Origin of the sequence: Pedobacter africanus (genome assembly GCF_900176535.1) — a bacterium.
In the GTDB taxonomy this organism is placed as follows: domain Bacteria; phylum Bacteroidota; class Bacteroidia; order Sphingobacteriales; family Sphingobacteriaceae; genus Pedobacter; species Pedobacter africanus.
This window is the reverse complement of sequence record NZ_FWXT01000001.1, coordinates 1444888-1467829: the sequence shown is the minus strand read 5'-3', so window position 1 is coordinate 1467829 and position 22942 is coordinate 1444888. Positions and strand designations below refer to the sequence as shown.

The following is a 22942-nucleotide window of genomic DNA, read 5'->3' as shown; positions in this document are numbered from 1 at the left end:
AACTTTCTGGAGGCTTTTTAATAAGGTATGGCCTTAGTTTAAAAGGTTTTTGATCCTTTTTACAATATAATCTATATCAAAAGGCTTGCTTACGTAATCATTGGCCCCGGCAGCAAGGCTCTTTTCCTTGTTCTTGTCGTTTGCCGACATGACAATGATGGGAATATGTTTAGTAAAATGGTCGGTCTTAAGATCCGTACAAATATCTGTACCATCTCCGTCGGGCAGCATTACATCTAAAATAAACAAATCCGGTACGGAATCTTTCAGTTTACTTTTTAGTTCACTAAATGATGATGAAAGCTGTAGCTCATAACCTTCATCTTTCAATAGAACCCCGATAATGTATCGGATATCTTCGTCATCTTCAAGCACATGTATTCTTTTGATCATAATTAACTTTGTTTAATGTTTAATCAGATCATTTCAACAGCAACAATTTTGCCATAAATTCAATTTTTTATCATTTGGCTTTTATCCAGGCAGTAATATCGTTTACCAGGGTTGGAGATACGCTTGCCGGAACTTCGTATTGTTGTGTAGTTCCTTTTTCTTTTTGCGGGCTTAGCAGGTGATTAAGGTCGGGGTACAACTTAAGTGTTGCATTCTTTTTCTTACCAAGAGCAGTATTCCATAAATTATAATCGGTTACTGAAACCTGAAAATCGTAGCCGCCTTGTACAATAAGGATACGTTGTTTCAGTTTTTTTGCCGTTTCAACCTGATTATAGCTGTTCAAATCTGCCCAGTAAGCCGCTGGCAGTCCTAGTAAAGCGGAATCTGCTTTTATGCTGCCAAGTTTGGTGATCCGGGTTTTATCCAGTTCCTTCACTACGCTATCCAGTATTTGTTTTCCGGCCTGACTTGTATCTTTTGCAAGACTGAACATGTACTTATTTTGTTCAACAATAATATCAGTTAACGTGCGGGCCGGTGCGGCTGCCAGTATAATCCCGTTTAAATCCGGGGCTAGCAAAGCCAAACGTGGGGCCAGCATGCCGCCCAGGCTATGCCCAAACAGGTATAATTGTTTTTTATTCGCTTCAGGTATTGTTCTTGCGAGAGCTACGGCCGCGAGGGCATCATCCATAACTTCTTCCTTTACGGTAAAGGGACCAGAAAAATCGCCCGGATATATTTTCGTTCTTTTTACGTAGCGGATACTGGCAATCCCTTTGGCCGCAAGCCCCAATGCAAGGTCTTTCAAAGGCTTATTCGGTCCAAATGTTTCATCCATGTCCTGCGGGCCAGATCCGTGTACCAGCACAACAAGCGGAAAACCGGCTCCCTTTTTAGGGCTGGTTAGCATGCCAACAAGGTTGTGTTTTGCAGTTTTAACATAAATTTCCTTTTCCTTATACAATGTGGTATCAGCGTACACGGGTGGAGTGTAGTTAGCCGATGTCTTTGGTTGAAGAAAAAGTCCGACTATCTTTTCGGCTTTATTAAATGCCAATAAAAAGTTCTGGGTATCATTGGTAAATTTTACTTCTACCACAACAGTGTAAAAATCACCCTCAGTTTTACTGTTAATAACATCAGCACTTTCCATTTTGCCTAGCTTTTCTCCAAGCTTGGTCCAAAGTTCCTTCATATTGGTTTCGGTAACCTTAGCCTGAAAAGCGGGGTCGAAATAGCCATAAGCTTCTGTAAACTTATCTTCTGAAAATAGCTTAAACAAATCCTGTGACCGTCCGAGCAGATTTAAGATTCCCTGAGAAAAGGAGGCGGATGAAATTAAAAGGGCAACAAACAATAAAATTATTTTCTTCATGTAACTGGAATATGGTTCAAAACCAAAGTTAGCATCATATTTTAATATTTATTTGCATTACACAAACTAATTGCTATTTTTGCCACCTCAATAGCCAAACGGGGGATTAGCTCAGCTGGCTAGAGCGCTTGCCTGGCAGGCAAGAGGTCAGCGGTTCGACTCCGCTATTCTCCACGAAAAAAGCCGTTTTCAAAAAGAAAACGGCTTTTTTTATGCAAAGCTTTATTAAGCCCGCAATGCTATTGCGCGATAATAACTTTCACACCTTTTTCTTCAATCATTTTGACGGTCTGAGGGGATACCTTATTATCTGTAACCACATAATGTACCTGATCAAACCCGCATACTTTCCCCAGTCCCCTGCGGTCAAATTTAGTGCTGTCGGCCAGGATAACCAAGGTCTGGGCAGTATCAATCATTTTCTGATTGAGTGTTGCTTCCGCTATATTGGTGATGGAAAAACCAAAATCAAGGTCAATGCCATCTACTCCAAGAAAAAGTACACCGCATGAAATCTCGGCAAGGATTTTTTCTGCATGCGCTCCTGCAACGGAAGAAGAGTTTGGGCGGATTAGCCCACCAAGCTGCAAAACTTCAACGTTGGGGCGGTTGCTTAGCTCCAGACCCACTTTTAGGGCCGGTGTAATTACAGTTAAATGTTTGCTTGGGTGCAGGCATCTGGCCAGTTCAAAAACGGTGGTACCCGAACCGATGCTAATGGAATCACTTTCGCCAATAATTGTTATAGCAGCCTTTGCTATTTTCTGCTTTTCTTCGGAGTTGATGAATTCCTTTTCATTGATGGTTCGTTCGGTTGCGTAAGGATTGTTGACTGATCCTCCGCCCCTGGTACGGAACAACAAGTTTTTATCTTCAAGAAGTTTCAAATCCTTTCTTATTGTTACGCCAGAAACTTTCATCAGGTTAATGAGTTCAATAATATTTACTTTGCCGTTTTTCTTCAGCTGTTGAATAATAAATTCATGCCGCTCGGTGATATTCTTCATTTGTTTAGGCTTTAAGCGCTTTTTTAATCGTTAATATTATGAAATATCTATAATACTACCTATAATTTTCCAAATATACTAAACTAAAATAATTCATAATTCATTAATGTCAGATCAGGCCAGGATTGATATTGAAGTTTTATTATTGCTTAATAAATATTTATTTGTCTTTTATTTTGTTTTATTATGTTTAATTTCATTTATTTGGTAAAGGAAAGTTTGCTAAGCTGAAACGTAATGAAGTGAAATGTGTAAAAAAATAACCAAATATATAAATGAAACAAGAATTAAACTCAGACAATTCCCTGCTTGGCAGGGCTGGTATCCCGAAGCAGCTGGCTTGGGGTTATTTGGGGATCCTTATCTTTATGATGGGTGATGGTGTGGAACAGGGCTGGCTTAGTCCATATTTAATAGGACGCGGAATGACTATTCAGCAATCTGCCTCTTTATTTACTGTATATGGAATTACCATTGCCATCTCATCCTGGTTCTCCGGGGTGCTGGCTGAAGGTTTCGGTCCAAAAAAGACCATGCTGATGGGCTTGCTTCTATACATTATTGGAACGGCTGGTTTTGTAGGTTACGGTTTACCTGATCTGAATTATGGTGTGATGCTGGTAACTTATGCGGTCAGGGGTTTCGGCTATCCGCTGTTTGCCTATTCTTTTCTTGTCTGGATCACGTATCGTAGTCCCGGTAAAAAACTGGGATCTGCTGTGGGCTGGTTCTGGTTTGTTTTTACAGGTGGTTTAAATGTTTTTGGTGCATACTATTCCAGTTGGGCAATCGAGCATCTGGGTTATTTGGATACTTTATGGAGTTCTATTTTCTGGGTTTTGGTGGGGGCATTTTTTGCGCTGGTATTAAATAGGGATAAGTTCGAAACTTCAGCGGGGAAAAACAGGTCTTCGAAAACGGAAGAACTGGCCAAGGGGTTGATCATTATGAAGGAAGAGCCTAAAGTTTTACTGGGAGGTATTGTCCGCATCATCAATACAACTGCACAATTTGCTTTCCCTGTGTTTTTGCCAACCTATATGGCGGCACATGGTTTTACTACAACGGAATGGCTGCAGATCTGGGGTACGATATTTACAGCAAACATTGCTTTCAACTTAATTTTTGGCTTTGTTGGGGATGGTTTCGGCTGGCGCAATACGGTAATGTGGTTTGGGGGCATTGGCTGTGCACTTACCACATTGTTGTTCTATTACTCGCCAGTTATGTTTGGGGGTAGTTTCTGGATGGTGATGTTCTGCGGCATTTTATGGGGCGCACTACTTGCCGGTTATGTGCCTTTATCGGCCCTGGTACCTTCTTTGGTTAAAAAAGATAAGGGTGCTGCTATGGCAGTGCTAAACCTCGGTGCAGGGTTAGCGGTATTTGTAGGGCCTGCCATCGTTGGGATCTTTATTGGTAGTCTGGGCAACACCGGTGTGGTCTGGATACTTGCTGGCTTGTATGTGCTTAGTGCCATCCTTACCCGTTTTATCACCTTACCTAATAATGCGAAAACAGCACATGCCGCAGATCCGCTGGTTGCTGTTTCTGGAACATAAAATGAATAACACACAATAGAATTTAATAACAATAATAAAAGAATATGAGGATATTGATTACGGCCCCTTATCACGAGCGGGGACAGGAGGCTTTGGCAGAGACGCTGGGTGAGGTCATTTATCGCCCATGGAAGGATTTTGGCCGTGCATTTCATGAAGAAGAACTGATTGCCTTGCTAAAGGAGACAAAAGCCGAAGCATTGATTACCGAACACGACCATGTTACAGCGAAAGTGATACAAGCGAACCCGCAGCTGCAGTTTATTGGGGTGTGCAGGGGAACTCCATCTAATGTTGCTACGGAAACAGCTAAAGAAATGGGGATTCCCGTATTTCATACTCCGGCCCGAAATGCACAGGCGGTAGCCGAACTATTCCTGGCAACGGTAATTGATCTGATGAGGAATACCTATGCAGGCGTAGCCTGGTTGAAAGGGAAGAACTGGACCGATGATGCACATACTTCCTATTTACAGTTTAAAGGAAATGAGCTGGCAGGTAAAACCATTGGAATGGTTGGCTTTGGTGCAGTAGGCCAGCGCATAGCCAGTATGGTAGAAAACTTTCCATGTTACATTAAATTTTATGACCCGTATCTGGGGGCGTTTGATGCGAAGTATATCAAGACATCCCTGGAAGATATATTCGAAAGCTGTGATATTGTTTCCATTCATTTGCCGGTAACACCATCTACCATCGGTATGATAGATAAAAGCCTGATTGCTAAAATGAAGCCTGGGGCTATATTTGTAAATACGGCACGAGCCAGCGTGGTGAAGCGTGACGACCTGCTGGATGCTTTGGAGCATAACCGTATACGGGGAGCGGTGCTGGATGTATTTGATCATGAGCCTCCGGATGAGAAGGATTACAGGATCATTAACCTGCCAAATGTATTGGCTACACCACATATTGCAGGTGCAACACATGAGGTAGAAGATCACCATGTAGAAATCATGAACAGCAGGATAATGGAGTGGTTTGCGCAGGAAAAGGTAAATTAGGTGAGCGTTAATGAAAATTCAGATATGACAAATCAGGAAGCATATATTGTAATAGATATTGGTACAGGAAATGTACGTGTTGCAGTGGCATCAACCTCTGGGGAAATACTGGGAATAGCAAGAGAGAACCTGCATAACCATAAGGACGATCATTATCCTGAAGCCTTGTACTTTGATCCGAATGCTTTATGGCAGCAAATCATTCGCCTGGCAAAAAAGGCACTAAGTACTGCTCCCGGTGTTAAAGTACTGGCACTAACCGCTACCAGCCAGCGTGAAGGGATTGTCCTTCTTGGAAAAAAGGGTGAATCACTTATTGGCTTACCTAATATTGACCACAGGGGCAGGGAGTGGGACAGCATGATTGCTGATAAAAGTGCAGTTTACCAACTTACCGGTCGTTATCCTACTTCTTTGTTTTCGGCCCTCAAAATTGTAGGTGTACAACACAGACGGCCAGAAATATGGAAGGAATTCAAAACATTTTTAAGTATCAGCGACTGGGTAGAATATAAGTTAAGCGGAGTGGTTCATTATGAACATTCTCAAGCTTCGGAAACCCTATTGTACGATGTGGCAAAACATGAATGGTCGGATGAATTGTGTGCCGTTTTTCAGATTGATCCGGCCGTTTTGCCAAAACTTACTTTGTCTGGCACGCCACTCGGCGTCATTTTACCGATAGAAGCGCAGGCTTTTGGGATCGATAGGGATGCAAAGGTAATTGTGGGCGGCGCGGATACGCAGCTGGCCATTATTAGTACGCAGCCGCTGGAAAACGATGTAGTTATTGTATCGGGTACCACAACTCCAATCATTAAAATTACCGGCGAATACATTACGGATGAACAGCAACGCACCTGGACCAGCAGGCATACAGATGAACATAGTTTTATCCTTGAGGCCAATGCAGGTGTAACCGGGTTAAACTATCAGCGTTTAAAGGAGATTTTTTATCCAGTTGAGGCTTATGAGGTGATTGAAAAGGAGTTACAGGAAGTGAGCCATTTTCAGTGTATTGCTTCGCTTGGGTCGTTGGTGGCAGATGAAAAAAAGCCCCTTACCCGTGGCGGCTTCATTTTTGACGCACCGGTTTCTCATTTACTTACCAGAGGTAGTTTTGTATGGGCTACGCTATGGGATATCGCCTGCAGTATCAGCGAAAACTATAAGAGCCTTTGCGGGGTAACAACACACGAGCAGGATTACATCTGGGCCTGTGGAGGTGGTGTGCAAAGTGCTACCTTAAGGCAGTTTATAGCCAATTTGCTGCAAAAAAGGGTGATCATCCGCAACAGCTACAGGCAGTCATCGGTAGTAGGCGGAGTGTATATATGCAACAAAGCTTTGGGTAAGGAGGCAATAGCGCCTTATATCCTCGAAGAGACCATTCCCCAGCAAAATGAAGAACATGTAAGGCTGTATCAGGAATGGAAAAAAACAAGGGCTTCATTTATACAAATATCTGGTTAATCATGGGGCCTTATTTTATTGGAGTAGATATCGGAACGCAGGGTGCCAGGGTGGTTTTGCTTGATGCTGAAGGGGAGGTTGCAGCCAGTGCCGGACAGGTGTTCCCGCTGAATGAAGCATCAAGGGAGGAACAGTCGCCCGAAGGATGGTGGAGAGCCTTTGTGGTTTCCTTAAAAGAATTAAAGGATAAAGCTGCAGGACTTGATTTTAACGAAGTAAAAGCCATGGCAGTTACTTCTACGTCGGGCACGGTAATCCCACTGGATGCAGCGCATCAGCCCTTGCACAATGCTATCATGTATAGTGATAAGCGTTCAGCTAAACAAGCGGCTATATGTACTGCTACTGCTGTAAAATACCACAACAAGGGTTTTACTGCTTTCAATACCTCAAGTGCCCTGGCAAAAATGGTCTGGTTTGGCGATGCTTATCCGGAAAAGGCCGTAAAGATCAGCAAGTGGATCCATGCGGCAGATTACATCACCGGAAAATTGAGCGGGCGTTGGGGAGTTACAGATTATACCAATGCTTTTAAAACAGGTTACGACGTAAGCAGTTATGAATGGCCGGAATATTTATACACACATTTGCCACTGAAGAAAGCCTGGCTCCCGGAAGTTTTTCCTTCAGGGACGGTGATCGGTACCTTAGATGAGGAGGTGGCTGCCGTACTTGGCTTGCCGGCAAGTATCCAGGTTACGGTGGGTATTACGGATGGTTGTGCATCGCAGATTGCATCGGGTGCTGTAAAACCTGGTGAGTGGAACACTACCATTGGCACCACTATGGTGATCAAGGGTGTTACCAAGAAACAAATTGTAGATGAAGAGGGGCGGATTTATAGTCATCGTCATCCTGCGGGTTACTGGATGCCAGGCGGAGCAAGCAATACCGGGGCCGACTGGGTAACCAATGAATTTGGTGATAACCTTGATGCATTAAGCAAGGCTGCAGAAAAACTGGTGCCTACTGATCTGATCTCCTATCCCTTGCGGCAGCATGGCGAACGGTTCCCTATGGTAGCACCGGATGCCGTTGGTTTTGAGCAGGAAGGTTTGTCGATGGCCGAGCGTTTTACGGCCAATATGGAAGGCGTTGCTTACCTGGAACGTTTTTCTTTTGAATTGATACAGGGTTTCACCAAGGAAAAGATCAATGCCGTTTTTACTGCCGGCGGTGGTAGTAACAGCGATGTCTGGCTGAAAATCCGCAGTAATGTCCTAAATCTGCCCATCTATAAAATGAAAGAAGTTTCGGGCGCCGTTGGTGCCGCAATTCTGGCGGCCTCAAACACCCACTTCAGTTCTCTTGCCGATGCAGTAGCAGCACTTACAACCATTGAAAAGGAAGTGCATCCAGAACCTGAACTCGTGGCTGTATACGAGAAAAACTACCATAGGTTTTTAAACCTGCTATTGGAAAAAGGATATATAAAAAAAGGAGAGATACATGCTTAATGTTTATTTACTTCGCCATGGCGAAACAAAGTACAATGCCGATGGAAACCGTTATTGCGGCCGTACAGATATAGAGCTGACTGAAAAAGGAATAGAACAGGCCAACCTGGTGAACAGCCAGTTGCAGGGAATGGTGTTTGACGCGATATATGCTTCTCCCTTAAAAAGGGCTTTATATACAGCAGAGATTGCATCGGGTACTAAAACCGTGCAAACAGATGAACGTTTAATTGAAGTTGATTTTGGAGGCTGGGAAGGAAAAACAAAGGAGGAATTCATCAGTGAAAATGCCGTTTTATGGAATGACTGGATGAGTGATCCTGCAACAGCAAGGGCCGGTGGAACGGGAGAAAGTGCCGCTGAAGTGGTACAACGCGTTGATGATTTTTACCAGGAAATGCTGGATAAACACCCTTCAGGAAATATCCTGGTTGTTGGGCATAATGGCATTAACCGCCTCTACCTGGCGTATAAACTAGGTATGCCTTTGAAATATTATCGGCGCATTGTGCAGGAAAACTCTTCTATAACGCTGTTTAGCCTGGATGATAAGGCTGAGTTGAACCTGAAATTGCTGAACAGCAGGATTTGATAAAACCTTTTTTATGTTATTGCTTTTTGACTTAAATTTGGACATTGAAAAAGCAAATCATTCTTTTTATACTTTCGGTTTATGTTATTTCCAGCACAGCGCTTAGAGAGATAGCCAAACTCCCGGTGCTTTTTCAGCATTTTTATGAGCATAAGGTAATTGACGGTGAAATTACTTTTACCGAATATCTTTGCGATCATTACAATTCCACACCACATGCTGACAACGATGAGGAAAGGGATAGTCAGCTCCCTTTTAAAACATCAGATCTGAATGCTTTGAAAATGCCGGCTATTCCCGAAGGGGAACCTGGTTGCCTGCAAAGGCCTGTTAGGATAATTGTTGCCGACGACAGTTTTCTTTATAAAGAGCATTTTATTGCTGCCCCCGATTGCGGTCAGGTTTGGCAGCCCCCAAGAGCATGATCAATCTTAGTATTTAAGACAAGCCGCCTAAGGTTTGTCTGTATCTATTTCAGGAATTGATCAAATCAAATTTTTCATGCTTAATAAAATCATTGGGTTTTCTGTTAAGAATAAACTCGTTGTGGCGTTGTTTACCGTCGCACTCATTATATATGGGGTTTTCGAACTCTTTAAACTTCCTATAGATGCTGTACCTGACATTACAAATAATCAGGTGCAGATCATCACAGTAGCTCCTTCTTATGGCGCTACCGATATCGAGCGTCTGGTTACCTTTCCGGTAGAACAGGCCAGCAGCAATATCGCAGGTATTAGGGAAATCAGAAGCTACAGCCGCTTTGGCTTGTCGCTGGTTACACTCGTTTTTAACGACGATGTAGATATTTACTGGGCCCGACAGCAGGTGTCGGAGCGGCTGGTTGTGGTGCAGGAATCTATTCCCGATGGGATTGGTAAGCCCGAAATGGGGCCGATTTCTACCGGACTTGGCGAAATCTATCAGTATGTGGTAAAACCGAAAAAAGGTTATGAAACCAGGTACGACATTACCGAGCTGCGGACAATACAGGACTGGATCGTCCGCAGGCAGTTGCTGGGGGTAAAAGGGGTAGCCGAGGTGAGCAGCTTCGGTGGTAAACTGAAGCAATACCAGGTTGCCATTAATCCCGGAAAACTGCAGGCCCACCAGGTTACCATTGCTGATGTATTCAATGCGCTGGAAAGCAACAATCAGAATACCGGAGGTTCTTATATTGAAAAACAGTCTACCGTGCTTTATATCAGAAGTGAAGGGCTGATCGGGAATAAGGAGGATATAGAAAATGTAGTGATCAGGAACAATAAAGGGAATGGCCCTTTACTGATCCGGGATGTGGCAGAAGTGAACATCGGTGCTGCTACCAGGTATGGAGCGCTTACCTACAACGATGAGGGTGAGGTGTCGGGGGCTATTGTCATGATGCTGAAAGGTGCCAATAGCAACGTGGTCATCGAAAGTATTAAAAGTAAAATAGCCGAGATCCAGAAAACATTACCGGAAGGTGTGATTATTGAGCCGTTTCTGGACCGTACAGATATGGTAAGCAGCGCGATCAGCACTGTTCAAACCAATTTGCTGGAAGGGGCTTTAATTGTGGTTTTTGTGCTTGTGCTGTTTTTGGGTAATTTCAGGGCTGGTTTCCTGGTTGCTTCAGTTATTCCTCTGTCGATGTTGTTCGCTGTCATTATGATGAACCTCTTTGGCGTAAGCGGCAACCTGATGAGTCTCGGTGCACTTGATTTTGGCCTCATTGTGGATGGTGCGGTAATTATTGTAGAAGCGGTAATGCATCAGCTTAGCCATAGCCGGAAGTTTGCCGGACTGACCATGTTATCACAGCACGACATGGATAAAGAGGTGAAAAGTGCCTCTTCCAAAATGATGAACAGTGCGGTATTCGGACAAATTATTATTTTGATTGTTTATCTGCCCATTTTTAGCTTACAGGGCATTGAGGGAAAGATGTTTAAGCCTATGGCGCAGACGGTTGCTTTTGCACTGCTGGGCGCATTTATACTTTCCCTTACCTATATTCCTATGCTCAGCAGTATTTTTCTGAGCCGGAAGATCAAGCTGCAGCAAAATTTTTCAGATCGTGTAATGGCGAAAATTGAAACCGGTTATAAAGCAATACTGACAAAGGCTTTGGCAATGCCTAAAGCCATTATAGGTACTGTAGTTGTGTTGTTTGTAGTAGCTGTATTTCTGCTTAGCCGCCTGGGTGGTGAATTTATCCCTTCCATAGAGGAAGGTGACTATGCCGTGGAAACCCGTGTACTTTCGGGAAGTAACCTGAATACGACGATAGAAAATGTGCAGAAAGTAGCGGGGGTACTTAAATCCAGGTTCCCTGAGGTTAAAAATATTGTGACCAAGATTGGGAGCAGTGAGGTGCCGACAGAACCCCTTCCTATGGATATGGGCGATATGATCATTAATTTAAAGCCTAAAGCCGAATGGGTTTCAGCCCGGTCCTTTGATGAGCTTTCAGAAAAGATGGGGGCAGCAGCGGCTGAGGTGCCAGGTGTAACAACCAGTTTCCAGTTTCCGGTGCAAATGCGTTTTAATGAGTTGATGACAGGGGCAAGGCAGGATGTGGTCTGCAAGATATTTGGGGAGGACTTTGATACGCTTGGTGTTTATGCCAAACAACTTGGAAATATTGTGAAAGAGGTAGATGGCACGACGGAGCTGTATGTTGAGCAGATCACTGGTATACCGCAGATTGTGATTAAATACAATCGCGCAACTCTTGCGCAATATGGATTGAATATTTCAGATGTAAACCGGAATATCAATGCTGCCTTTGCCGGGCAGAGCACAGGGCTGGTGTTTGAAGGTGAAAAACGTTTTGATCTGGTGGTCAGGCTTCAAAATGAACGACGTCAGGATATAAAGGATGTGCAGAACCTGCTGATCCCTACACCGGCTGGCACCCATATTCCGCTGGGCCAGGTCGCTGCTGTTGAGCTTGTAGACAGCCCAAGTCAGATTCAGCGCGAAGATACCAGGAGACGGATATTGGTAGGTTTTAACGTAAATGGCAGAGATGTGGAGAGTATCGTAGAAGAACTGCAGGAGAAAGTAAATGCCAGAATTAAACTGCCGTCAGGTTACACTGTAAGCTATGGAGGCTCTTTTGAAAACCTGAATGAAGCCAAATCGCGCTTATCGGTAGCAGTGCCCGTATCCCTGCTGTTGATCTTTCTGCTCTTGTATTTTGCATTCAACTCTATCAAATACGGGCTGCTCATATATACCGCCATCCCGCTTTCTGCTATCGGTGGGATTTTTCTGCTGGCACTCCGGGGAATGCCCTTCAGCATAAGCGCGGGGGTGGGCTTTATAGCACTTTTTGGCATTGCGGTATTGAATGGTATCGTACTCGTCGCGGAATTCAACAGAATAAAAACTACAGGAGAGACAGATATGAGAACTATTGTAATAAAGGGTACTGTAACCCGGTTAAGGCCGGTGTTGATGACGGCCTTTGTGGCTTCGCTGGGCTTTTTGCCTATGGCATTGAGTAATGGCGCCGGGGCATCTGTTCAACGGCCTTTGGCCACAGTGGTTATCGGTGGCCTCATGATTGCTACGTTACTGACCTTATTTGTGCTGCCTATCCTTTATATCGCTTTTGAGAAAGGTATCAGCGTTAAAAAGGGAAAACGCGTTGCAGCTACACTGTTACTCATGTTCGCTTGTTTATCAGTACAGGCCCAAAAACCAATTGGCGTTGAAGAGGCAGTTGATATCGCGGTAACAAACAACCTCCTGATCCAAAACCGGCAATTGAGGGCTGAACAGGCAAAGATGTTGATCAAAACCGGGATTAACTTGCCAAAAACCGCGGTTAGTGCTGAGTATGGGAATTTTAACAGTCCGTTGAGTGATGACCGGATTTCGGTAAGCCAGGGTTTTAGCTTGCCGATGGTATACCGTCGGCAGGGGCAACAGCTTCATGAGGAATGGAAGGCAGCCTTGCTGGAAGCAGATCTGAAGGCAGCAGAGGTTAGAGAGCTTGCCAGGTTAATCTGTTATGATCTTTTGCTGCTTTATCAAAAAGAAGAATTGCTCCATAAAATGGATTCCACTTATACGGCATTCTTGCGTGTTGCTGCATTGAGGTTAAAAGCAGGGGAAAGCAATATGCTGGAAAAGGCAAGTGCTGAAAACCAGCTCATCCAACTAAAGATCCAGCAAAAATACCTGAAGCAGGAAGAAGAGCAGCTGCAACAGGAACTCATGCTACTGCTGAATACCAATGAACGGCGAAGGCCTGTGGCAGAAAGTTTTAAGATTGCCAGGCCCTTAGGCAACAGTACTGTGCTGTCGGCTCATCCGGCTTTGAAGTGGCAGCAGCAACAGGAAAAAGCAGCGGATGCCGCATTACAGGTAGAAAAATCGAAACTGCTCCCTGATGTTGTTATTGGCTATAACAATATGAGCCTCCGGGATGGCATTAACTACGCTAGAACAAACCGCTTTCAGTCTTTTCAGCTTGGATTGGAAATCCCTGTTTTTATAGGGGCGCAAAGGGCAAAAATAAAGTCTGCTAAAGTACTTCAGGACATAGCCAAAAAAGAGAGCGACTACAAAGCAAAGCAGCTGCATACAGAATTTTCAGGAACCTTAAGCCGGGTTGAGCAATACAGCGCAGTGGTACAGGAATTTGAGAAAGGGGCTCTGAAGAATGCGGAAGGCATTACCAGGACACTCACCAAACAACTGCAAAACGGAGAAATCAATTACCTGGAATGGACTGTGCTGAACCAGCAATCGCTGACTGTACAACTCGACTATTTTGAAGCCGTAAAAAAACTAAACCAAAGTATTATTCATTTAGATTACCTTTTATCCAGATAAAACATGAAACTTAAAATAGCCATCCATTATAGCGCAGTAATCCTGGCAGTCAGCCTGTTTAACGCCTGTAGCAATAGTAATGCCGAGCAGCAGTCTGTAGAAAAGGCTGCAAATACCGACGAAACCCTGGTACAGTTAACAGATGCGCAGGCTAAAAATATTGGCCTTCATACCGGAGTGGTAAGCTTGAAAAATATCAGCAGCAGTCTTAAGCTTAGCGGACAGATCGATGTGCCTCCACAAAACCTGGTTTCGGTCAGCATTCCCTTAGGCGGGTACCTGAAATCCACGCAAATGCTGCCGGGTACCCAGGTACGCAAAGGTCAGCTCCTGGCCATTATGGAAGACCCGCAGTATATTCAGCTGCAGCAGGATTACCTGAATGCAAAAAATAAACTGGCCTATGCTGGTAGGGAATATGAGCGTCAGAAGGAACTAAACAGTAGTAAAGCCAGCAGCGATAAAGTATTGCAGCAGTCGGAAAGTGAATTCAGGAGTCTAAATATAGAATTGAAAGCACTGGCTGCAAAACTGGGCCTGATCGGTATTAACCCGCAGCGGCTTACTGAAAATTCCATCTCAAGAAGCATTGGTATTCATTCTCCCATTAACGGATACATCAGCAGGGTAAATGTTAATATTGGCAAGTATGTTACCCCCTCAGATGTGATCTTTGAGCTGGTGAACCCCACAGACATTCATCTGAACCTGATGGTGTACGAAAAAGACCTGAGCAAACTCGCGATCGGACAAAAGGCGATTGTCTACAGCAACGCCAGGCCAGATCAGAGATATGACACAAAGATTATTCTGTTAAGTCACTCTCTAAATGAGAACAGAATTGCCGAAGTGCATTGTCAGTTTGAAAAATACGATAAACGGCTGGTGCCCGGCATGTATATGAATGCTGAGATCCAGCTGGACAACAATCAGGAAAAGGTGCTGCCTGATGATGCTATTGTTGGCTTTGAAAACAAAGACTATGTTTTTGTGCAGGAGGGGAACAGTAGTTTCAGGATGACCCCTGTTAAAAAGGGCCAATCGGAAAATGGCCTGACGGTAGTTGGGGATGGTTTAGAAGGTAAAAGAATTGTAACTACAGGGGCTTATTCACTGCTAATGAAGCTAAAAAATACTGCTGAGTAATCATTATGTTATTTATTCAATCTTATTTATATTTACATATAAAACAGGTGCCATTGTAGCCGCTCTCTTGTCATCCCAACGGTAAACAAAGGCCAGTATTTTGGTTTAAAACAAATTGGAATGAACTCAGGAATGTATCAGCGGGTTATTAGCAGGTATTCGTTAAGCGGTCAGCGACTGGAAACCTACCCCAATGCTAAGGTTGCTGCAGCAGCAATGGATAGCGATCAGACGTATATTTCAAGGGCAGCCCGGGAAAACAATGCTGTATTTACCGCCTGTGGTTATATATGGCGACGCGGAGCTGCAGCAGAAATTGATGTCAGGCCTTTGCTGAAGAAAGACTGGCATGGCCCATCGCCTATTGCTGCTAAAATACATACCGTTGGGCAGTACGATCTTGAAGGTAACCTGGTAGATACCCATGTAAATACCAAAGAAGCTGCAAAGGCCGTTGGGGTGCATTATAATGGTATCCGCGATGTGATTAAGGGCAGGGGTATGACTTATGGCGGTTTTATATGGAGCAAGACCATCAAAAAGAAAATCCCTGTAAATCCAAGAATAACCGAAAAAATTGCCGGCGTGTCACAGTATGATATGGACGGTCGTTGGGTCCGCTCTTTCAAGAATTGTTACGAAGCAGCCAGGCTCACCGGAATAGATAACGGACACATTCATCATGCCTTAAATGGTGATGTCCTGAATGCGGGTGGTTATTTGTGGCGTAAAGGTCAGCAGTTGCGTTTGAATATCAATGAATTGCGCAGGCATCCGGCCTATAAAGGGTCGAAACTGGAACGTCATATGAAAAGAAAGAGGGAGCAGTTTTTGCATTAGTTTTTTCCCCTTTTATGGAAAACAAACCTTTTCTACATCTTACTGTTATTACACACAAAAATGAAATAACATGTTGAAAAGTATCTATGTAAAATTAATGCTCACTATTGTTTTGGTAACCGGAATTTCTATGACCAGCAAAGCGGAGCTGATCCGCCTGCTTGTTAAAGAAGACCTGGCCAGCTGTACAGGTGTGGCACCTATGACCTGTATGCAGGTGAAATATAAAAATAGCAAAAGCTGGGAATTGTTTTACGGAGGTATAAATGGCTTTAAATATCAGCCAGGTTATCGCTACGTGATCCTGGTAGACCGTACCAAAAAGAAAAATGTTCCGGCCGATGCCTCTGCTTATGATTACAAGTTGAAAAAAAACCTTAAAAAGCAGAAGATGAAAGGGAATACCGGTAACAGCGCCTGGGACTTTGTGTTGAAACACAAATGGAAACTGATCCAGATGAATGGGACGACACAGAAGGAATCGCCTGTTTATATGGTCTTTGACAAAGATAAAAACCGGGTGCATGGCTCATCGGCTTGCAATACCTTTATGGGCGGATTTGAAAAAACCGCAAACAGTATAACGTTTAAACAGCTTGCCGGAACACTGATGGCGTGTGATGCAGCCAGGAATAAGATTGAAGGAGAGTTTTTACAGCTGATGAACGGTGGTGCTTTCAGGTATGATGTTGCAGACCAGACGCTGAACTTATACCGGGGCAACAGACTGGTACTGATGTTTGGGATGGCGCCATTGTAACAAAAATAAAATAATTGAAAGGCATGGTCTGGGTGTTTTGCCCAGGCCATTTTTTGTGTTTATACTTTTGTATTCATAAGCTGTTTCACTATAAATGTGTTTTTTCGCTTTTCTAGCGCTTTTTATTGTATTAAAAATTCATTTTTTTTGTTTTATTTAACTGATAACTTAAGTTTAATATTCTTTTAATATGTTATAAATACTTTCGTAACCATGACAGTACATAACAGTTCTTCGACTGTTAAGGGATAATTTAGGTTAACCAAGTATGGAAATTATGAGAAAACACTTTTACAAAACACGTTTAACGCTTTCAGCACTCTTACTGCTGTTCCTGTATTCGGGCCTGGTTTTTTCGCAGGAAAAAACAGGTGTCATTAAGGGGAGAATAACCGATGATTCAGGAGCTTTGCCGGCAGCATCGGTTTTGATAAAAGGGACTAAAAATGGCACAACTGCCGACGCAGACGGTAATTTTTCCCTACGGGTTGCAGAAGGTACTTACAGTCTTTCGGTAAGTTATATCGGCTACAATCCGGTAGAAAAAGCAGGTATCAGTGTAACAGCCGGAAAAGAAACCATTGCTAACTTTAAGCTATCCTCTAATGTACAACTGAAGGAAGTTGTAGTGAGTTATGGCAAACAAAAAGCAAGAGAGGTCACTGGCGCTGTTGCTCAGATTAATGCTGCAGAACTGCAGGATATGCCTGTTGGGCAGTTTGCGCAGCAACTGCAGGGCAGAGTGGCGGGCGTGCAGGTTGCACAGAGCAGCGGACAACCGGGCAGGGGCATGGAATTCCGCATCCGCGGGGCTGCTTCTCTTTTTCTTACCAATCAGCCTTTATTCGTGATTGATGGACTGCCGGTTACAGGTAGTATCAACAATATTAACCCTTCAGAGATCGAAAGCTTTACCGTGCTGAAGGATGCTTCTTCTACAGCGCTGTATGGGTCCAGAGCCGCAAATGGGGTGGTACTGATCACTACAAAACATGCCAAACCCGGTGATGCAAAAATTGAGTTCAGTAGTAACTATGGCATTCAGAAAATCCCTACGAATAAGGTGCCGAAGATGATGAATGCGAGGGAATTTGCTACCTTCATGAAAGAACGTTATGAGGACCAGAAGATATTTCAGCCCAGTTACGTGGTTCCTGCCGATCAGTTAGCGGCATATTCCAACCCAGACCAGTATGGTGAGGGTACAAATTGGTTTGATGTACTGACACGGACGGCCCCAATACAGAGTTACGACCTTACCATACAATCGGCAAATAACAAGTCTTCATCTACCGTAGTTGCCGGCTATCAATCTCAGGATGGCGTAATCATCAATACTGGAACCAGGTTGTTCAGCTTACGTTTGAACCAGGATATCAGTCTGAGCAACAATAAATTGAAAATGGGCTTTAACCTGGCACCCAGTTATCGCCGCGACCATAATAACCGCCTGGCAACAGATGGGGTAAATGGATTTTTTGAAAAAGTACTGGAAGCCAGTCCGATGTTCCCAGCAGTAAATCCGGATGGCAGTATGCCCAAACTGGTCAATTCACCCGGCATGGTTTCCTATATCAATCCATATGCACAGTTTACGATGTCTAAAGACGACTACAAAACTACAAGGATACTTGGAAACGCATTTTTAAACTATGAATTTTTAAAAGGGCTGAGTCTGAAAACTAATCTTGCTGCCGATAAAGGGGCAGAAACCCGGGAACAGTTTACCCCTTCGTTTATCAATGCAAACTCGATTGCCAGCGGACTGAGCAGTTCTGTAGACAATTTTTCGTGGACGGCAGAAGCAAATCTGCACTATGCTGGTACACTTGGCAAAGACCATAACATTGAAGCACTTGCCGGCTACTCGGCACAGAAGTTTGAGCAGAACAGCAATTCGGTTTCAGGTACTGGTTTTCCAAGCGATGATGTGCCTTATCTGAGTGCTGCTACTTCCATTACCGCCGGGAGCAGCAACGCTACTGCTTACTCTTTGTTGTCGGCCATTGCAAGGCTAAATTACAATTATAAAGGCCGCTATCTTTTACAGGGTGCAATCAGGAGCGATGGCTCATCCCGTTTTGGGCAGGACCGCAAATATGGTTATTTCCCTTCTGTATCGGCGGGGTGGATCATCAGCGATGAGGCCTTTATGCAAAAATTTAAGTTTGTGGATTTTCTGAAAATCCGGACCAGTTACGGTATTACGGGAAATAACGGATTTGGGAACTTTGATGCCATTGCCAAAATGGGAGAGTTCAATTACATTCTGAACGGGGCTTTGGTTTCTGGAAATACCATCAATACCCTTGGAAATTCAGAGCTGCGCTGGGAGAGGAACAAACAATTTGATGTAGGATTTGAACTCGGATTGTTGAACAACAGGATATCCATTAACTACGATTACTACCATAAAATAACGGATGGCATGATTCAGGACAGGCCTATACCCAGGGCTTCAGGTTTTCAGACCATTAAGTATAACATCGGTGAGTTTGCGTTCTGGGGCCACGAGATTGCAGTCAATACAAGTAATCTGACGGGGGCATTAAAATGGAATTCTGGGTTTAACATTTCCTTTGAACGGAACATTATCAATGCTCTGGTTGCGCCAGGGTTTATAAGACGGAACAATACGGTAACCTCCGATTATTACCGTAACCAGGTAGGACATCGTTTGGGGGAATTTTACGGTTTTATATTTGAGGGGCTTTATAAAGACGCGGCCGACCTGGCCAATTCTCCTAAATATGGCTCAGCTTCCAATGTCGGTACAATTAAAATGAGAGATGTATCGGGGCCTAATGGGGTACCAGATGGGGTAATCAGTGATGAGTACGACCGGACGTTTATCGGCGATCCAACACCAGATTTCAGTTTCGGTATCAACAACAGCTTCCGGTATAAGAATTTTGATCTGAACATCATGATGTCGGGCGCTGTGGGCGGAGATATCCTTGGCCCTGCAAAATGGGCATATCTTGCAAATATGGATGGTTCAAGACTCCCATTGGCGGCAATAAAAGACCGGTGGAGATCGGAGCAGAATCCCGGATCGGGTGTGTATCCAAGCACACGGATCGGTACTACGGCAATAGGCCGTCAGGTAAACAGTCAGTGGGTAGAGAATGGCTCCTATTTAACAGCCAGGAACATTACACTGGGCTATACGGTTCCACTTAAAGGTAACCTGCTGCTTAAAACTTTAAGGGTGTACGCTTCGGTACAGCAAGCCTTCACCATTACCGGTTACTCTGGTTTCAGTCCGGAAATCAACCTTTCGGGAACAGATGCAACAGCTGGCATCGGGATAGATGAAAACGCCTATCCTATTCCAAGAACATTCTCGGTTGGTATTTCAACAACATTTAAATAGTCCCCAAGAAAAAATATACAGAGATGAAAAGCATATTTATATACACCAGATTGCTCTTTTTAACGTTCTCTTTGATGCTTTCTTTAATGCTGACTTCCTGCAAGAAGAGTTTCATTGAACTGAGTCCTGAAGATTCCTATTCTCCAGAAACTTTTTATAAGACAGAGGCCCAGTTCAGGCAAGCCGTTATCGCAGCCTATGTGCCGCTCAGGGACCTGATGAACCAGGACTTCTATGTTTCAGAAATGCGGTCAGACAATACGCACTATCAGCCTTACCCAAGCAACAGAGGTACCGCTTACCTGTTTAAGGAAAACATTGACGACTTTATGGATGGACCTACCAATGCCAATACAAACACAGTTTATTTTGCCTGCTATTCCGGCATATCCAAAGCCAATATTGTAATAGAGCGTTTGAAAGAGGCAGATATTCCTGAGGCAGCAAGAAATGATATCGAAGGGCAGGCCAGGTTTTTAAGGGCTTTTAATTATTTTAAGCTGGTGCGTCTGTTTGCTGGGGTGCCTTTATATTTAAAAGAAGTGAAGAAGGCAGATGATGCTTTCCTGCCACGCGCTACGGTAGAGGAAGTGTATGCACAGATCACTACCGATGTGAAGGAGGCGATTGCCAAACTGGCTGCGCCTGCCAAATTCCCGCAAAGCGGTCAGGCTACTAAAGGTGCTGCTACCATGCTATATGCTGAGGTGCTGATGACGCAGAAAAAATTTGCGGAGGCAGAAACCGTGTTAGGTACATTGGCCACCATGGGGTATGGATTGCAGACCAATTATGCAGATGCTTTCTTACCGGCAAATAAGAACAGCAAAGAGTCTATTTTTGAGGTACAATACCTGGAGGGCACGGCCCTGGGTACAGCGCCGAGTAATTTCATTTATCAGTTTTTACCACGCACTACCACAACTACATTAATAACAGGTACAGCTACCAACAATAGCGCAACAGGTGGCTGGAATACCCCGTCACAGGATATGATAGCTGCTTATGAAGCTGGTGATAGCCGTAAAGATGCCTCTATTGCTATTGCCGAAGGCACATATAATGGTAGCGACCAGCTTGTGATTTCTGCGAATAAAAGTATCCTCAATTATGTGCCTGCTGCTGGTAAAATTGGTGTCCCCTACATTAAAAAATATTTACACACGCCGCATCCCGCTCCTAACAATACCAATGACAACTGGCCGGTATACCGCTATGCAGACGCTTTGCTGTTACTGGCAGAAGCTTTGAATGAAAATGGGAAATCCGGTTTGGCGCTGGCCCCATTGAACACCGTAAGGGAAAGAGCTTTTGGAAATACCACGCATAATATTACCACTACCGATCCGGCGGCACTTCGCGACATTATAGCGCATGAAAGAAGGGTAGAGCTGGCGTTTGAAAATCATCGCTGGCATGACCTGGTGCGTACCGACAAAGCTGTGCAGGTCATGACCGCCCACGGGGCCCAGATGAAACAACTGTACAATTACCTTTCGCCAGCATCCTATAACGTTACCCCGGCAAAACTGTTGTACCCTATTCCGCAGTCAGAACGTGAAATCAATCCTGAACTGACCCAAAATCCATTGTAATTTCCAGGGGGCGCTAAGCCCCCTTAATTAACTAACCAGATATGTATCGTAAACCAAACCCAACCTTTCCCCTGGTCATCCTATTTGTGGCTGCGCTGTCATTTAAAAAGCTTGCTGCACAGGAAAAAAACCTTACTATAAACTGGAACAACACACTTGCGGTTTCCAAAACCATACCAACGTTGCAGGTGGTATACAATCCCATGCTGCGTGCAAATTCGCCTATTCATAAGGCCAGCTTTGAGGCTTTAAAAAATATTGGCGCCGATTATGTTCGTTATGTGCCCTGGTTTCCTTATCCAAAGGCGGCGGTTGCCGAGTTAAAGGCACCAACAGCTACTGAAACTTTCTGGGATTTTCAATATGCAGATCCGGCCCTCGTCGACTTCATGGACGCTACAAAGGGACATCCTCCTGTCATCAACTTCAGTACCATACCGGTATGGATGTTTAAAACAGCTAAGCCAGTGCAATATCCTAACGACCCTGATCTGCCTTTCTGGGAATACAATCAAGGTAAGGAACTTCGCGATACTACAGGTAAAGAAGTTGCAGATTATTTTGCAAGGGTATTTCGCTGGTATACCAAAGGAGGTTTTACCGACGAACTGGGCAAATTCCATAAATCCGGGTACCACTATAAATTTCCATATTGGGAAGTGTTGAACGAGCCGGATCTGGAACACCGGATGTCACCACAACTTTATACCAGAATTTATGATGCAGTGGTTCTGGAGCTTAAAAAGATTTCACCCGACACAAAGTTTGTGGGGATTTCCGTTGCCCTTGAAACTGACCCGCAGTGGTTTGAGTATTTTCTTAATCCAGCCAATCATAAACCCGGCGTACCGCTGGATGGGATCTCCTATCATTTCTATGGCCGGCCAGCCTCGCTTGACCAGGGGATAGACAGCTACCAGTACTCGTTTTTCGATCAGGCCAATGGTTTTCTGGATCGTGTGCGCTACATCGAAAACATCCGCAAGCGTTTGTCAGCAAATACTTTTACCCATATCAATGAAATTGGTACCATTCTGCAGAATAGGGATTATAAAGGAGTGATCCCGGATGGATACTGGAACCTGTCGGGTGCTATGTTTGCCTATCTTTATGTAGAACTGAGCAAAATAGGCATAGAGGTAGCGGGCGAATCACAATTGGTAGGATATCCTACCCAGTTTCCTGACGTGACGATGATCAACTGGAAAACAGGAAAGCCCAACGCCAGGTACTGGGTGCTGAAACTGATTAAAGACAATTTTGGACCGGGCGATAAGCTGGTGCCGGCAAACTCGAATAATCCTGATGTTGCAGCCCAGGCATTTATCACGGCAGGGGGTAAAAAACTATTGCTCATCAACAAAACCAATAAGACCATTAACCTGAAACTGCCTGCTATGGAAGGGGCAACGTTACAGACAGTTGATGTAAATACTGGCGACAATCCTATAGCAAACGCTGAAGTTAAGCCCGGTGTTTTTCTGGTTAAGCCTTTTGCGGTAACCGTTATCAAAATAAAAGAGTGA

16 protein-coding genes and 1 tRNA gene are annotated in these 22942 nt (G+C 44.2%); 14 read left to right on the top strand and 3 right to left on the bottom strand.

Features of this window, described 5'->3' with window-relative positions:
• Positions 1–33: 33 nt before the first annotated feature.
• The gene (locus B9A91_RS06140) at positions 34–393 is read right to left on the bottom strand and encodes a response regulator transcription factor (protein WP_084237500.1); all 360 of its coding nucleotides are present in this window, start codon (positions 391–393) and stop codon (positions 34–36) included.
• A gap of 70 nt (positions 394–463) precedes the next feature.
• Entirely contained in the window at positions 464–1774 is a 1311-nt protein-coding gene (locus B9A91_RS06135; RefSeq protein WP_084237499.1) for an alpha/beta fold hydrolase, read from the bottom strand.
• Positions 1775–1874: 100 nt separating this feature from the next.
• Here B9A91_RS06135 and B9A91_RS06130 point away from each other — a divergent pair.
• A tRNA-Ala gene (locus B9A91_RS06130) sits at positions 1875–1948 on the top strand.
• 65 nt (positions 1949–2013) lie between these two features.
• On the opposite strand, the gene B9A91_RS06125 is transcribed toward B9A91_RS06130, so the two are convergent.
• A complete protein-coding gene (locus B9A91_RS06125) occupies positions 2014–2781 on the bottom strand; it encodes a DeoR/GlpR family DNA-binding transcription regulator (protein WP_084237498.1) in 768 nt (255 codons plus the stop codon).
• A gap of 275 nt (positions 2782–3056) precedes the next feature.
• Between B9A91_RS06125 and B9A91_RS06120 the strand changes: the two genes are divergently transcribed.
• The 13 genes from B9A91_RS06120 to B9A91_RS06060 all read left to right on the top strand — a co-directional run bounded on the left by B9A91_RS06120 (position 3057) and on the right by B9A91_RS06060 (position 22942).
• On the top strand, positions 3057–4343 hold the full coding sequence (locus tag B9A91_RS06120; RefSeq protein WP_084237497.1) for an MFS transporter: 1287 nt from the start codon (positions 3057–3059) through the stop codon (positions 4341–4343).
• 44 nt (positions 4344–4387) lie between these two features.
• The gene (locus B9A91_RS06115) at positions 4388–5347 is read left to right on the top strand and encodes a 2-hydroxyacid dehydrogenase (RefSeq protein WP_084237496.1); all 960 of its coding nucleotides are present in this window, start codon (positions 4388–4390) and stop codon (positions 5345–5347) included.
• 24 nt (positions 5348–5371) lie between these two features.
• The gene (locus tag B9A91_RS06110) at positions 5372–6820 is read left to right on the top strand and encodes an FGGY-family carbohydrate kinase (protein ID WP_084239601.1); all 1449 of its coding nucleotides are present in this window, start codon (positions 5372–5374) and stop codon (positions 6818–6820) included.
• Positions 6778–8277, top strand: a complete 1500-nt coding sequence (locus B9A91_RS06105; RefSeq protein ID WP_235012470.1) for an FGGY-family carbohydrate kinase — start codon at positions 6778–6780, stop codon at positions 8275–8277. The genes B9A91_RS06110 and B9A91_RS06105 overlap by 43 nt, the downstream gene beginning before the upstream one ends.
• Positions 8270–8869 (top strand): histidine phosphatase family protein, encoded by a 600-nt coding sequence (locus B9A91_RS06100; protein ID WP_084237494.1) that lies wholly within the window; start codon positions 8270–8272, stop codon positions 8867–8869. The genes B9A91_RS06105 and B9A91_RS06100 overlap by 8 nt, the downstream gene beginning before the upstream one ends.
• Before the next feature lie 44 nt (positions 8870–8913).
• Positions 8914–9294, top strand: a complete 381-nt coding sequence (locus B9A91_RS06095; protein ID WP_084237493.1) for a hypothetical protein — start codon at positions 8914–8916, stop codon at positions 9292–9294.
• 76 nt (positions 9295–9370) lie between these two features.
• Positions 9371–13699 carry a CusA/CzcA family heavy metal efflux RND transporter gene (locus B9A91_RS06090; protein ID WP_084239600.1) on the top strand — a complete coding sequence of 1443 codons (4329 nt, stop codon included), beginning with the start codon at positions 9371–9373 and terminating at the stop codon, positions 13697–13699.
• Positions 13700–13702: 3 nt separating this feature from the next.
• On the top strand, positions 13703–14845 hold the full coding sequence (locus tag B9A91_RS06085) for an efflux RND transporter periplasmic adaptor subunit (RefSeq protein ID WP_084237492.1): 1143 nt from the start codon (positions 13703–13705) through the stop codon (positions 14843–14845).
• A gap of 120 nt (positions 14846–14965) precedes the next feature.
• Positions 14966–15685 (top strand): NUMOD1 domain-containing DNA-binding protein, encoded by a 720-nt coding sequence (locus B9A91_RS06080; protein WP_084237491.1) that lies wholly within the window; start codon positions 14966–14968, stop codon positions 15683–15685.
• A gap of 70 nt (positions 15686–15755) precedes the next feature.
• Positions 15756–16445, top strand: a complete 690-nt coding sequence (locus tag B9A91_RS06075; RefSeq protein ID WP_084237490.1) for a DUF4377 domain-containing protein — start codon at positions 15756–15758, stop codon at positions 16443–16445.
• Between the two features lie 277 nt (positions 16446–16722).
• Positions 16723–19821 (top strand): SusC/RagA family TonB-linked outer membrane protein, encoded by a 3099-nt coding sequence (locus B9A91_RS06070; RefSeq protein ID WP_084239599.1) that lies wholly within the window; start codon positions 16723–16725, stop codon positions 19819–19821.
• Positions 19822–19844: 23 nt separating this feature from the next.
• On the top strand, positions 19845–21416 hold the full coding sequence (locus B9A91_RS06065; RefSeq protein ID WP_084237489.1) for a RagB/SusD family nutrient uptake outer membrane protein: 1572 nt from the start codon (positions 19845–19847) through the stop codon (positions 21414–21416).
• Positions 21417–21457: 41 nt separating this feature from the next.
• Positions 21458–22942: a glycoside hydrolase family protein gene (locus B9A91_RS06060; protein WP_084237488.1), complete on the top strand. Its 1485-nt coding sequence runs from the start codon at positions 21458–21460 to the stop codon at positions 22940–22942.